Source organism: Streptomyces sp. NPDC047079, from assembly GCF_040643755.1.
In the GTDB taxonomy this organism is placed as follows: domain Bacteria; phylum Actinomycetota; class Actinomycetes; order Streptomycetales; family Streptomycetaceae; genus Streptomyces.
In genome coordinates this window covers 56,374-69,951 of record NZ_JBEYUZ010000010.1, presented here as the reverse complement: position 1 = coordinate 69,951, position 13,578 = coordinate 56,374, and the positions used below count along the sequence as shown (strand labels likewise).

General features: G+C 67.5%; 9 protein-coding genes and 4 pseudogenes. 9 read left to right on the top strand and 4 right to left on the bottom strand.

Annotation, left to right across the window (positions count from 1 at the left end):
* Nucleotides 1-75: 75 nt before the first annotated feature.
* Nucleotides 76-342 (bottom strand): annotated as a pseudogene (locus ABZ823_RS15845) (4-hydroxy-2-oxovalerate aldolase); the annotation flags it as partial.
* Between the two features lie 499 nt (nt 343-841).
* On the bottom strand, nt 842-1,354 hold the full coding sequence (locus ABZ823_RS15840; RefSeq protein WP_361659480.1) for a transposase: 513 nt from the start codon (nt 1,352-1,354) through the stop codon (nt 842-844).
* Nucleotides 1,355-1,392: 38 nt separating this feature from the next.
* On the opposite strand from ABZ823_RS15840, the gene ABZ823_RS15835 reads away from it, so the two are divergent.
* Together ABZ823_RS15835 and ABZ823_RS15830 are read left to right on the top strand one after the other, a co-directional pair.
* Nucleotides 1,393-2,427 (top strand): KUP/HAK/KT family potassium transporter, encoded by a 1,035-nt coding sequence (locus ABZ823_RS15835; protein WP_361659841.1) that lies wholly within the window; start codon nt 1,393-1,395, stop codon nt 2,425-2,427.
* Nucleotides 2,428-3,256: 829 nt separating this feature from the next.
* Nucleotides 3,257-3,823, top strand: coding sequence for a universal stress protein (locus tag ABZ823_RS15830; protein WP_361659477.1), 567 nt, complete (start codon nt 3,257-3,259; stop codon nt 3,821-3,823).
* A gap of 4 nt (nt 3,824-3,827) precedes the next feature.
* Here the strand turns inward: ABZ823_RS15830 and ABZ823_RS15825 are convergent.
* Nucleotides 3,828-4,271: pseudogene (locus ABZ823_RS15825) on the bottom strand (ATP-binding protein); the annotation flags it as partial.
* Nucleotides 4,272-4,627: 356 nt separating this feature from the next.
* Here ABZ823_RS15825 and ABZ823_RS15820 point away from each other — a divergent pair.
* The 3 genes and pseudogenes from ABZ823_RS15820 to ABZ823_RS15810 all read left to right on the top strand — a co-directional run.
* Nucleotides 4,628-6,292, top strand: a complete 1,665-nt coding sequence (locus ABZ823_RS15820) for an alkaline phosphatase family protein (RefSeq protein WP_361659474.1) — start codon at nt 4,628-4,630, stop codon at nt 6,290-6,292.
* A gap of 894 nt (nt 6,293-7,186) precedes the next feature.
* Nucleotides 7,187-7,739: pseudogene (locus ABZ823_RS15815) on the top strand (transposase); the annotation flags it as partial.
* 107 nt (nt 7,740-7,846) lie between these two features.
* A pseudogene (locus tag ABZ823_RS15810) lies at nt 7,847-8,143 on the top strand (transposase); the annotation flags it as partial.
* A 75-nt stretch (nt 8,144-8,218) separates the two neighbouring features.
* Here ABZ823_RS15810 and ABZ823_RS15805 read toward each other — a convergent pair.
* Nucleotides 8,219-9,241 carry a LacI family DNA-binding transcriptional regulator gene (locus ABZ823_RS15805; RefSeq protein ID WP_361659471.1) on the bottom strand — a complete coding sequence of 341 codons (1,023 nt, stop codon included), beginning with the start codon at nt 9,239-9,241 and terminating at the stop codon, nt 8,219-8,221.
* A gap of 191 nt (nt 9,242-9,432) precedes the next feature.
* On the opposite strand from ABZ823_RS15805, the gene ABZ823_RS15800 reads away from it, so the two are divergent.
* The 4 genes from ABZ823_RS15800 to ABZ823_RS15785 all read left to right on the top strand — a co-directional run bounded on the left by ABZ823_RS15800 (nt 9,433) and on the right by ABZ823_RS15785 (nt 13,445).
* Nucleotides 9,433-10,095, top strand: coding sequence for a PfkB family carbohydrate kinase (locus ABZ823_RS15800; protein ID WP_361659468.1), 663 nt, complete (start codon nt 9,433-9,435; stop codon nt 10,093-10,095).
* 201 nt (nt 10,096-10,296) lie between these two features.
* Complete coding sequence (locus tag ABZ823_RS15795; RefSeq protein ID WP_361659465.1) at nt 10,297-11,763, top strand: nicotinate phosphoribosyltransferase; 1,467 nt, start codon at nt 10,297-10,299, stop codon at nt 11,761-11,763.
* A gap of 136 nt (nt 11,764-11,899) precedes the next feature.
* Nucleotides 11,900-12,994 (top strand): LLM class flavin-dependent oxidoreductase, encoded by a 1,095-nt coding sequence (locus ABZ823_RS15790; protein ID WP_361659462.1) that lies wholly within the window; start codon nt 11,900-11,902, stop codon nt 12,992-12,994.
* A 109-nt stretch (nt 12,995-13,103) separates the two neighbouring features.
* Nucleotides 13,104-13,445 (top strand): NIPSNAP family protein, encoded by a 342-nt coding sequence (locus ABZ823_RS15785; protein ID WP_361659459.1) that lies wholly within the window; start codon nt 13,104-13,106, stop codon nt 13,443-13,445.
* Nucleotides 13,446-13,578 lie beyond the last annotated feature (133 nt).

Genomic DNA, 13,578 nt, shown 5'->3' with positions numbered 1-13,578 from the left:
ACGTGGACAGCGGTGGCACCGGCCCCGCCGGTGCCACCACAGCCACAGCCACAGCCACCGCACCGATCACTCGCGTCAGTCGGCGCAACCGGCCGCCGCGAGGTCGAGCGCAATGTCCGTGATCATGTCCGCCTGGCCGCCGGCCATCCTGCGCCGGCCGGCTTCGACAAGGAGCGCCGGGTGTCCGGGCCATGACAGCGCGCCGCGGCAACGGCGTGCCGGAGGAAACCGGAGTACACACCCGCGTACCCGAGGGCGAGCGTCTCGCGGCCCACCCGCACCTCGCGGGCCTGCAGGGGGCGGATGTCGGCCGGCAGCGTCCATCAGGCGGAACAGGTCACAGCTTCCAGACCATGAACAGCATGCGGACGAGAAGCCCGTGCGCCCCTCGGCGGGGGCAGGCATCGCCTCAGACGCCGCCCGGAGCGTTCGACTTTGCAGGGGCGAAGGCTATGGCTGTTGGTCGCCAAGGACCCCGGCCGGATTCGCCGAGCACTCGACGCGAGGGCGCAGGGAGGAGAACCCGGGGGCAGCGGTGCCGACGCCGGAGCGGCAGCACACCCGCCCGGAAGCCCCACCGGCCGCGCCTGTAGGGGCTTACCTTTCGAACGCACCTCTCACCGGCGCTCTCACATGTCTGTCACCAACTACGTCGACTCCCCCGGACCGCGATGCCTGACCTGCTGTTACGCGGCCGCCCTGGACTGACGTGGACGCCCGAAGACGGTCTCTACAACCTGTGCCATGTGGTACCCAGTGAGGGACCCAGGATCAGGACCGGAGCGTCTTCTGGCCCGTCAAAGCGGTATTGCAGGGTGTTCGGGGGTGTCTCACTCACGCCTCAGACCCTCTCACGTATCACGACTGCCCCTCTGACGGGGGCATGGCTGTGTGGGCTTGACCAGGTGGAAGACCTCCCGGGCAGCGTAGCGTTTGAGGCATCGGACGATGTCGCGTCGGGTCTTGCCCTCCTTGATGCGGCGTTCGTAGTACTCCTGGGTGCGCGGTCGAAGCGCAGGCGAGTCTGCACGATCCGGTGCAGGGCGGCGTTGGCCTGCCGGTCGCCGCCATGGCTGAGCCGACGCGAGATCCGACGGTCGGAGGAGTACTCGACGGGGCTGGCTCCACACAGAGCGGCGAAGGACGCCTCGGTGTTCAGCCGCTCGGGGTTGTCCCCCATGGTGATCAGCAGGGTGACGGCGCTGTCCGGGCCGATGCCTACCGGTGCGAGGAGCTGTGGAGCGTGGTGTTCGAGGAGCTGGGTCAGGCGTTGGTTCAGCTCATTGATCTGCCCGGTGAGCTGTTCGATGCGCTCGGCGAGCATTCTCAGGGTCATGTGGGTGGCCTGGGCCACCGCGCCCTCGCCGTCCTCGCCGTCGCCCCGCGTGCGTCCTGAGCTACCTCGGTCAGGGCGCCGAGATCCTCACCGATCCGCACAACATCAGCAGCCCGTTCTTTCTGCTCACGCCCGCCTGGGGGCGCCTGCCGATGGTCCTGCTGGCCACGGCGGCCACGGTGATCGCCTCCCAGGCCGTGATCACCGGCGCGTACTCGGTCACCTCACAGGCCGCCCAGCTCGGCTACCTGCCGAGGCTGCGCATCGCGCACACCTCCGAATCCACCATCGGCCAGATCCACGTCCCCTGGATCAACTGGCTGCTGATGGTCTCGGTCCTCACCCTTGTCTTCGCCTTCCGCAGCTCCACCGCGCTGGCCTTCGCGTTCGGCATGGCCGTCACCGGCACCATCACCATCACCATCACCACCCTGCTGTTCTTCTACGTCGCCCGCGCGAAATGGGGCACGCCCGTGTGGCTGGTGGGCATCGGTGCAGCCGTACTCCTCTTCGTGGACCTGCTGTTCGTGGCGGCCAACATGACCAAACTCGTCCACGGCGCGTGGCCGCCGCTGCTGATCGGCGTCACCGCGTTCACCGTCATGACGACCTGGCAACGCGGCCGCGAGCTGGTCACCGCCGAACGGGCACGGCTCGAAGGTCCGTTGCCCGAGTTCGTCGACGACCTCCGCTCCGGGAGGGTGCCGACGCTCCGGATCCCCGGCACGGCGGTCTTCCTCAACCGGGGCAAGCTGACCGCACCCTTGGCCATGAGGGCCAACGTCGAGCACAACCACGTCCGGCACGACCAGGTCGTGATCCTCTCCCTTGAGACCCAACCCGTGCCGCGCGTCCCGGCCGACCAGCGGGTCGTCATCGACGACCTCGGCTACAGCGACGACGGGATCATCCACGTGACCGCCCGGTTCGGCTACATGGAGACCCCGGACGTGCCCGGCACTCTCGCGTTGCTCGACCCGTCCCGGACCGAGGGACCGCTGCACCTCGACCAGGCGTCCTACTTCCTGTCGAAGATCGACCTTCGGCGCGGCAGGTCACCGACGATGGCGCCCTGGCAAAACGGCTGTTGATCGCCACCTCCTACATCACGGCCGACGCCGCCGAGTACTTCGGCCTCCCCCGCGACCGCACGGTCATCATGGGCGCACATCGAGGTATAGGGCGCGCCGGTCAGACACGTAGCCGTTGTGACGCGTGTCGGGCTCGGGCACTGGAGGGCGGGACCAGCGTCGTAGCCCGGTCATCTGCTTCTGCGAATGGCCCCGGTCAGTGTGGGTGAGGGAAGCAGGTCGGTGCCCAGGTCACGCGGTGACTCGGCGTTGCACTGGTACACGATCCGCTCGACCGGGAAGCCGCTGACGGCAAGTCCGAGTTCGCAGGCAGAGCGGGGGTCGGGTCCGAATCCTCCGCGCCCATCCAGTGGGCCATGGCCCGGCACTGGAACGCCTTGGCTGCGCGCAGAGTTCAGGGATCTCGTGCATGACCGGCGTCGGCGGTGCACGGGGCCACCGGGGCATTGAGGAGGCCGAGCGGGGCTGTCAGCGTGGGCAGGACAGGTTCGGCGAGGCGGATCCACGCCTGCTCGGGCCCGACAAGTGGCGGTCAACTGGCGCGCTGAGACGGAACCGGCGGCCGTAGGTTCGCCGAGGGGTGCGGGAGAGGTGGGGCCGCACAGCCAGAGCCTGGACATGACCTGACGGGATGCTGACGGAGATCGGTCAACCTTGACGGGATGCCGATGTGCCTGGTGAGAGGCGCTGAAGCGGGCGTCACAAGGGTGCCAAGAACTGGCGTACGGCCTGTTCGAAAGCCTCATGGCGCGGTGAGATGTAAGCGGTTCCGAGGAGGATCGCCCGACCGGAAGCCTTCGGTCGGTGTGTGTGCAGAACGGTGAAAAGGATGTCCGAGTACCGCGCGCCTTCAGCTGCTCGTGTCGTGGTGGGAGTGAGCGGTTCGCCGGGCAGTCGCACCGCTCTGGGCCGCGCCGCCGACGAGGCCAGGCGCCGGGGGGCCGAGCTCTGGCCGGTGCTGGCCTGGGAGCCGCCCGGCGGGGACCAGGTCGCCCGTAGGTCCCCGGCAGCGGCCGTCATGGTCGAGGAGTGGGAGCGACAGGCGCGGGAGAGGCTCGTCGGGGCGCTGCGCGAGGTGTTCGGCGGCATGGGCACCGGCCTTCCGGGGCAGGCACTCGTCGCACGGCGCGCGCCCGGATGGGTGCTCGTACGGATAGCCTGCCGGGAGGACGACATCCTCGTGGTCGGTGCCGGACGGCGGGGTCGGCTGCACCGTGCGCTCTCGCCATCGGTCGCCCGCTACTGCCTGGCCCACGCCACCTGCCCCGTCCTCGCGGTGCCACCCTCCCCGCTGCAGGCCGCACTGGCGGCCGTGCACCGCCGCAACACATGGCGGCTGCGGCTGGACACCAGGGATCTGCAGAAGGAGTTCGAGACCGTGCCGCCCGACGCCTGAGGTGTCAGTGCGCGGCCGATGTCGGCAGATCCCGCTGCTCCGGACGCCGCTGCGGTGCCGTCGGCACGGTGAGGACCATGGTGAGGCCACCGCCAGGGGTGTCCTCGGCGTTGAGCGTGCCGCCGATGGCTTCCGCGAAGCCTCGGGCCACTGCGAGGCCCAGACCGACGCCGGCGCCGCGAGGAGAGTCGCCGTAGCGCTGGAACGGTTCGAAGATGCGGGACTTGGCCTCGTCCGGGACACCGGGCCCGCGGTCGACGACGCGGATCTCCACCCGGTCGGATATGGCGCTCGCCGAGACGAGGACGGGGGCGCCGACGGGGCTGTACTTCACAGCGTTCTCCACCACGTTGGCTACGGACCGTTCCAGCAGGCCCATGTCGACGTCGACCATGGGCAGGGTCTCCGGAATGTCCAGCTCGACGCTGTCCTCGGGCACACCTCCCAGTAGTAGCCCACGGGGTGCGGGGGGAGACCCCGTGCACCCCGGCATGCGGCCGCTCTTCGCCGGCCGTGCGCGCCGACGGCACCGTCGCGCCTGCGCTGACAGGGTCGCCGCCCGCCCTGTTCAATGTTTTCTCAACGTCTTCTCAACGTCTTGGGTCGAGACGTCGTGCAGGCTGGTCGAGGCCAGTGCCTGCTTCACTTCCGTCGCTTCTGCGCCACCGGTCCACGGTCTTACGTGAAGGGGCAGATACGGCGGGTTTGTCAAATGTTCAGATTCCGGCTGTTGTCGCGACAGAACCGGCGGCTAGTCATGTCCCGCATCGCCGTCCGCGTCATCAGTAGCAACTGGAGTTAGTTGTGAACCGCCGATCCATACGCCTGGCCGCCTCCCTCGGTGTCGCCATGACCGTCGCCGGAGGCTCGCTCGCCGCCGCGTCGGAGCTCACCGGCTCCTCGGCCGCGCCGCAGAAGCCCGTGGCCGCCAAGCACGTCCTCCTGCTGTCGGTTGACGGTCTGCACCAGTCGGATCTGGCCTGGTACATCGCCCGCCACCCCGGCTCCGCGCTGGCCCGACTGGTGAACGGCGGCGTGCACTACACCAACGCGCACACCACCACCCCCTCGGACTCTTTCCCAGGCATGACCGCCCAGGTCACCGGCGGCGGCCCGGGTACCACCGGCGTCTATTACGACGACGTGTACAACCACGCCTTGCTCCCGGCCGGCACCACCCACTGCAAGGGCGTCAAGCCCGGCGTCGAGGTGGACATGACCGAGGACATGGACAAGAACAAGGCTTCCCTCGATGCCGGTCAGGGCCTGAAGAACCTGCCCGGCAGCATCCTGCAGATGACTGGACGGCCGCAGAGCCTGCTCGACCCGAGCAAGCTGCCCGTCGACCCCACGACCTGCAAGCCGGTCTACCCGCACTCGTACCTGCAGGTGAACACCGTCTTCAACGTGGCCCGCAACGCCGGCCTGCGCACCGCCTGGTCGGACAAGCACATCGCCTACGACATCCTCAACGGCCCTTCGGGTACAGGCATCCAGGACCAGTTCTCCCCGGAGATCAACAGCGACGCCAACGGCTACCCGGCCGGGAACGACTGGACCACCGACAACAAGGCGACCGAGCAGTACGACAGCTACAAGGTCAAGGCCGTCCTCAACGAGATCGACGGCTACGACCACAGCGGCCGTCACAAGGTCGGCACCCCGGCGATCTTCGGCATGAACTTCCAGTCGGTCTCCACCGCGCAGAAGCTGCCCTCCTCCGAGGGCCTCAAGGGCGGCTACGCCTCCAAGGGCGTCCCCGGCCCGCTGCTGCAGAAGAACCTCGACTACGTCAACACCGAGGTCGGCGCGATGGTCAAGGAGATCCGGGCCAAGGGCCTGGCCTCCAGCACGGACATCGTTCTGTCCGCCAAGCACGGCCAGTCGCCCACCGATCCCACGGCCCTGACCCGCGTGGACGACGGTCCGCTGCTCGACGGACTCAACGCCGCCTGGAAGAAGAAGCATCCGGGCGCCGGCGAGCTCGTCGCGCACTCCGTGGACGACGACGGCATGCTGCTGTGGCTGAACGACCGCTCCGCCGAGGCCACCTCGTTCGCCAAGCAGTACCTCCTGTCGCAGAGCGGCAAGGGCACCGACATCAGCGGCGAGCCCACCAAGTCCTTCAGCAACAGCGGGCTCAGCAGGGTCTACGCAGGCAAGGAGGCGGCCGAGTACTTCGGCGTCAAGCCCGGTGACGCCCGGGTCCCGGACCTGTTCGGCATCGCCAAGTACGGTGTGGTCTACACGGGCGGCACCAAGAAGATCGCCGAACACGGCGGCGCCCACGCTGACGACCTGAACGTCCCGCTCGTCATCTCCGGCGCGGGCACCCCCGCGGGCATGACCAAGTCTGCTCAGGTCGAGACCACCCAGATCGCCCCGACGATCCTGTCCCTCCTGGGCCTGAACCCCCACAACCTCCAGGCCGTCCAGAAGGACCACACCCAGGTCCTGCCGGTCCGCTGACCCTCGGCAACCCGTGACCCCGGCACGGGTGGGCCGCACGCAGAACAGCGTGCGGCCCCACCCGTGCTCATGCATGGTGTCAAGTGCTGGATGTGCTACTGCCTGACGGCAGGTCACGTCCGCAGAGGGGCCCGTATTACGGGAGGGTCGGTAGACACCGTCCTGGCCAGGTTAAAGACCTCGCGGGCGGCATATCGCTTAAGGAGCACCCTCGTCTCGGGATACCGGTGCCTTCCTGGAACCCGCGAGACGAGACCATGCGCGCATGCCGGTGGCTCGTCTGCCCGTCCCCCTTCCGGTCCGATGGCGCGTCCCGTTGCCGGTACCGGGCCGCATCGGCGGTCAGAATGGCGAGGAGGCCACAACTGATCGGCAGGCCCCTATCGGGACACGCCCCGCCGGCCCGGCACCGACAACGCACCATCCCCGGCCAACGGCCGACACCGTGAGACCAGGACACTTCGGTCAGGCGTGTCATGAGTCAGCCCCCGGACCTGGGACAGCACCCACCCACCCTCCCGCCCGTCACAGCATCCCCACCCAGAAATGCTGAGCATTACAGGCACCGGCATGTGGATCTCACACGGCCCACCACGACGGGCTGTACTCTCCACTGCTTCCGGAGCTTCTACGCCTCACCGTTCGAAGCCGCCGCGGTCCCGGTCAGGAGCAGAGTCACCAACCGCGTGAGCCGGGGGCGAACTCGGAGGCCACCTGGCCACATGGGGCTGCCCACCATGAGCACCCCGTCCGTCCGACCGGACCGGGACGGCCGGATACAGTGCGCGCGACGGCAGCCTGGTTGCTCAAGGAGGGGAAGCGTGCGACACCAGCGAGATCCGATCCGCCGACAGTGCAGCGCACGCGACTCAGCAGAGCCGACTGCACCGCCTGATGCGCTACCTCCCCCTGATCGCCCCCGTCCTGCTGTGGACCGTGCCCTGCTGGCTGCTGCTGCACACCGGCCAGCGCTGGCCGCTCCCTGTCACGCTCGCCGGCACCGCCCTGTTCGCCCTCGGCCTGATCGGCATGCCGCTCGCGATGGTGCGCGGCCACGGCCGACGCCAGCAGGACCGGGCGGCGATCGTGCGGACTTCAGCAGCTGACGAAACGGCTGCTGAAGTCCGCTCTGGAGGGCGAGATCACCGATCACCTCGGCTATGACAAGCACGATCCGGCGGGCAAGGACGGTGGCAACTCCCGCAACGGCAAACGCTCCAAGACCGTGCTGACCGAGGTCGGGCCGGTGGAGGCAGCCGTGCCCCGTGACCGGGACGGCTCGTTCGAGCCGAAGATCGTCAAGAAGCGGCAGAAGCGCCTGACCGGCGTCGACGAGATGGTGATCTCGCTGGCCGCGAAGGGCCTGACCACCGGTGAGGTCCAGGCCCACCTTGCCGAGGTCTATGGCGCCGAGGTCTCCCGGCAGACCATCTCCACCATCACCGACAGTCATAGTGATACGCGGGTCCCCGGTGGCCGTGACCCGATCACTGACTGACGTCCTGCTGGGCTGTCCTTGCATTGATCTGTCCAGCCACCAGGGGCCCCATTCCCACCCAGCTGCGTCTGGCCCGCCCGCTGGCGGCAGACCTCCGGCGGCCGTGGGAGAAGCCGACCCCGCCCGACAGGCTCTCCCCCGCACGCGTCCGCCGCGATTTCCGGCACCTCCGCCCGAAGGCCTCCCGCCCAGCCGGAGCACCGAAATCCTCCCGCCCTGGACCTGGACGGCCACCCGGGAGCAAGAACGCCCGGCCCACTCCACGCCACGACGTGTACACGGTCGGCAAACCAGGCCCGGCAAAGGGGCGAACGAAGAAGTCAACGACCCCACGTCCACGCCGCACAGGTTAGAGATCAAGCTGAGGGGCTGGTGCCCGGCCGCACGGTCGGATGCCGACCTCCCAGGCCTTGATGCCCGGACGCTACTCAGCCGGCGGGGAGCGGTCCTGTCGACTCTCGGATCTTCAGCGAGACCGACGAAGGCGGCGGAGAGGCCGGCTCGGCGCCGTCCAGCATGCCGAGCAGCAGCTTGGCGGCCTTCACGCCCATCTCCCGCGCGGGCTGCCGGACGGTGGTGAGAGCCGGAGTGAGGAGGGAAGCGAACGGCAGGTCGTCGAACCCGACCACTGAGACGTCCTCCGGCACCCGCAGGCCGGCGCGGCGACAGTAGGAGAGAGCACCGATCGCCATCAGGTCGTTCGCGCAGATCAGCGCTGTCGGCCGCTCGCCCGCGGGGCGGCTCAGGATCTCCGCGGCCAGTTGCTCGCCCGATGACATCCGGTAGTCGCCGACGAGCAGAGGTACGGTGTCGGGATCCAGCCCGGCGGCGGCGATGGCTTCGCGGTAGCCCGAGAGGCGCTGTTCGGCCGTCCAGAGCTCGAGCGGGCCGCTGAGGATGGCCAGTTGCTCGTGCCCGAGAGAGGTAACGTGGGCCGCGATCTCCCGCGCGCCCCGACGGTTCTGCGAGACCACGCACGGCAGGCCGAAGCCGGGGAGCTTCTCGTCAACGAGGACGACGGGACCGACCCGGGTCAGCTCCACCAGAGGCTCCATCCGCGTCTCGGCTCCGGACAGGTAGATGAGCCCGTCGAGCCGCTGGCTGCGCAGCAACCGGCTGTTCCAGGACTCGCCGTCACCGGTTGCCTCCGGCGTACAGAAGACCACCAGGACATCCTTCTCGGACGCGGCCTGCTCCACTCCCTCGGCGATCATCGCAAAGTACTGGTTCACCAGGTCGGGGACTACAAGACCGATGGTGGCCACACTGCGACGCTTGAGGTTGCGGGCCGACTCGTTCGGCAAATAGCCCAGCGCGCGGACGGCCTCCAGCACCCTCACGCGCCGGTCGGCGGCGACGGGTCCGCTGTCGTTGAGCACATAGCTCACCGTGCTGACCGCGACTCCCGCCCGCTCAGCGACATCCTTCATCGTGGGCCTGCGCGTCGGCATGGCTCCCCGAACCCCATCCCTCTATGTCGGTATGTCGCGCTCCACTCACGATCGCGTGAGACAACCATACTCGATTCTACCCAGCGACCGGCCCGCCTGATCGGCCGCTGGGAGGCGACCGTCGTCCCGCCCCGCGACAGAGCGTCTTGGGATAACGCTGTGGCTCCAGCTGGAATACGCCGGAGGAAGCGGTGCGGCCCGTTGCCTCCCGCGTTGCGGTGGACCGGATCGGGTGTAGAGCGTCCAAGCCGGTCACTGCGGTCGACACGACCGGTGCCGGCGACACGTTCAGTGGCGTACTCGCGAAGTGCCTGGCCAGTGGCGACGACACCGGGGCCGCTGTCCGGGCCGCGGCCACGGCCGTATCGCTGACTGTCACCGTCGCCCGCGCCCGGTCCGGGGTGCCTCAAGCGGCACGGATCAAGTGGGCCGACGCCGGGCGCACGCGACGACTGCAGCGGCGGCCTACGGAAACAGCCGGGCCGCTGTCGACGCCTTCGCTTCGGCCTGGGCCGTCGGGACGGGGACGCACTGACGGCCCTGATGGCGCCGAGTGCGAGTTCCAGCTCTCGGTGGGTCCCGAGTCCGGCGTCCGGTTCGTCGGTCGTGGCGAGGTCGAGCGAGATCTCCGGACGCACCTCGCTCCTGCGACGGGCCGGCGGCCGGAGGCTGTCGGCACGGGGAAGCACTCCAGCGTCCACTTCGCGGTCACCCGGCGGACATCCGCGCGATCGGCGGGGACGGGCAGACGTCCGAAGCCCACGACTGCGACGTCTTCGAGCCGGACGGCGACCTCATCCGGGTCGAGGACACCTGCCCCAGGGCCAGGAACACGGATCTCCCAAGCCACCTGACAACCGATGGAAACGCACCGTTTACAGGTGGATCTCTCTGTGGGACAGTGGCGACTAGAAAGGTTTCTACAAGACGATCGATGAGCGGATAGCGTGCAATGGGCGGTTCAGGTCCACTACTCCGCCTTGTTGCTAGAACCGTTAATAGTCCGCTGCGGTTGACTCGGCCGTCAGAGGGCCACCTAGTGGGAGGGTGCAACGATGTCCTTGGGCGAGCAGTTCGACAACATCATCATCAACACCGACAACTACAAGCACAGCCACTATCCGCTGTACCCGCCGGGCACTGAGTACATCTCGTCGTACATCGAGTCCCGCGGCGGTACGTTCCCCGTGACCATGTTCGTCGGCCTCCAGGCCTTCATACGCGACTACCTCATGCGCCCTGTGACGCTGGAGGACGTCGACGCGGCGGAGTACCTCATGCGTGAGCAGGGGATGCACTTCAACCGCCAGAACTGGTTGGGCGTCATCAACGACCACGGCGGCTACCTGCCGGTGGAGATCGAGGCAGTCCCCGAGGGCACGGTCCTCCCCACCCGCAACGTCCTCGTGCAGCTCATCAACACCGACCCGAAGTACTACTGGGCGACCAGCTTCTTCGAGACGGCACTGCTGCGTGCAGTGTGGTACCCGACGACGGTCGGCACCCTCAGCTGGCTCTCGAAGCAGGTGATCCGGACGGCCCTTGAGCGCACCTCCGACAACGAGCACCTCGTGCGCTTCATGCTCCACGACTACGGTGCACGCGGTGTCAGCTCGCAGCAGTCTGCTGCACTCGGGGGCATGGCGCACCTGGTGAACTTCAACCAGAGCGACACAACGCCAGGCATCCTCGCCGCGAAGCGTTGGTACAACGCCGTCGCCCCGTCCAACTCCGGCCCGAACTCCGAGCACGCGGGATTCACAGCCTGGGGCCGCGACCATGAGGTCGAGGCGATCCGGAACATGCTGGAGACGTACCACGACCACGGTTTCGCGCTGGTCCTCACCGACACCTACGACCACGAGAACTGCGTCAAGAACATTCTCGGCGGTGAGTTGAAGGAGATGGTCCAGAAGTTCCCCGGCCTCGTCGGAGCGCGCCCCGACTCAGGAGACGTCGTGCAGGTGACGGCCGACACGACCGAGTGGCTGATGGACGCCTTCGGCTACGAGACCAACAGCAAGGGCTTCAAGGTGCTGCCTCCGTTCATCCGGGTCGTCCAGGGAGACGGCGTCACAGCGACGAGCCTCCGAGACGTGTTCATCGAGCTCGAACGCCGTGGTCTGGCCGCAGACAACGCAGTCTTCGGCATGGGCGGCGGTCTGCTTCAGCACGTCAACCGCGACACGATGAACTTCGGCCAGAAGGCCAACGCCGTCTGCGTCAACGGCGAGTGGCGCAACATTTCCAAATCCCCGACCGGTGCCGACTTCAAGGTGTCGAAGGCCGGCCGACTGGCTCTCATCAAGGAGAACGGCGAGTACAAGACGGTCCCGCGGGACTCGGTCGCCCCCGAGCAGAACCTCCTCCAGCCCGTCTTCCGCAACGGGAAGCTCCTGAAGAAATGGGACTTCTCGGAGCTGATTGCCGCCAGCGAGGAACCGGTGCCGCAGAAGTGGTACGAGAGCTGGATCGCTCCGATGCTGGAGACCACTCCGGCCGTGGAGCCGGTCGCCATCTGAACCCACAGGTGCACGGGGCGCGATGATGCCGTCCCGGGCATCGTGGTTGCGACGTTGCCGTGGATGACTGGAGCCGAGCGCGTCGGCAACCGTTTCCGGCTCCTGGTCAAGAGCGAACACAGTTGAGGAGTGCACGATGGCAATGAAATTCTGGGTAACGGCTCCGTTCTTCTACCCGGACATGACTCGGCCCTGGTCAGAGGTCTTGGACAGCATGATCAGGATCGTCGATGCCGCCGAGGAGCTCGGCTTCGAGGGGATCACGATCAACGAGAACCAGTTCCAGAACTACGTGAGCAATCCCTCGGCGATGATGTTCGCGGCGGTTGCAGCAGCGCGGACCGAGCGGCTCAGGATCGTCCCGGGCGTGGTCGTCCTGCCGGCCTACAATCCGCTCCTCGTCGCCTCTGAGATGAGCCTCCTGGATCATCTCGCGCCGGGGCGAATCGGCATCGGTGTGGCACGCGGCGGCAGCCGGTTCCAGCTCGACCGGCTCGGGGTGAAGCCGGAGAACCAGCGTGCGCTGTACGAAGAGGCGCTGGAGATCGTCCGTCGCCTCTTCACCGAGGACGACGTGTCCTATGACGGTCAGTTCTTCTCGTTCCCGCCGACGACCCTGGTTCCGAAGCCGGCGACGAAGCCGCACCCCGAAATCTGGGTCGCATCGCAGAGCACCAACGGCGTCCGCAGGGTCGCCCAACAGGGCCTGAACCTGATCACGGCGCCGAACTACGGCAACTTCGAGCCATACGGCGACCTGGAGGAACTGATCGAGAGTTACAACGACGAGATCGCCAAGACCGGCAATCCGCGCGGAGAGGTCATGGTGCTCCGCCACACCTGGGTCGGTCGCACCGAGGAGGAGGCGTTGGAGTACTTCGATGACGTGGTGAACGAGTACAACTACTATATGGCGCTGGTCAAGGGCCCCGGCACCGTCGATACGCGCGAAGGCCGCCTCGCCACTCGCGACGTGGGCGAGAGCCGTGACTTCGTGCACCGCGGGAAGATGCGGCCTGAACAGCACTCCTTCTCCAAGGACAACCTGCTCGAGAAGTACGCCGACCCGGTGCTCACCACGCCTGATCGCATGATCGAGCGGTTCAAGGCCTACGAGAGGATGGGAGTGGACCACCTGGCATGCCTCATCGCGGTCGGCATGCCCACCGACGCGATCATCAAGAACATGGAGATGATGGCTGCCGAGGTCCTTCCTGCGTTCGCTGACTAGCGTCGCTCGTTCCGCCGGTGAATCTGAGGCCATGAGCGGGACAAGAGGGCGGCACCACCGTCCTCCGCCGTGACGGGTCAGAACTCGAAGACAGCAGAGGATCAGCAAGGTGATCTACGAGGTGCGCGAGTACGTCCCGGTGCCGGGTCGGCTGGGAGATGTCGTCGACCTGTTCAGGTCAGTCGTGATCCCACTCTCCCGCAAGCACAGGATGGAGATTACCCAGGCGGGTTGCACCACCATCGGTGACAACTCCTTCAACGAACTCGTCTACACGATGAGGTTCTCCGACTTGGCTGAGTTGGAGCGTAAGTGGGGGGCATTCCTCGCAGATCCTGACTGGGCGTCAGCGCTGGCCACTCGCGAGGAGAACGGCCCGCTCTACCAAGCCATCCGCCGGCGGGTAGTCGATTCCGCACTCTTCGACGAGATGCTGAAAGACTCCGTCTGACCCGCAGTCACACACCCCCAGGCCGCCCGCTGGCGGTACCCGACCGCGGAGACGGTGCTCCACCGCCGAACGGGTGCGATGCGATGAAGGTCCGGTCGGCAATTGCTGACAACCACGAGTACTGCCGCAGCCG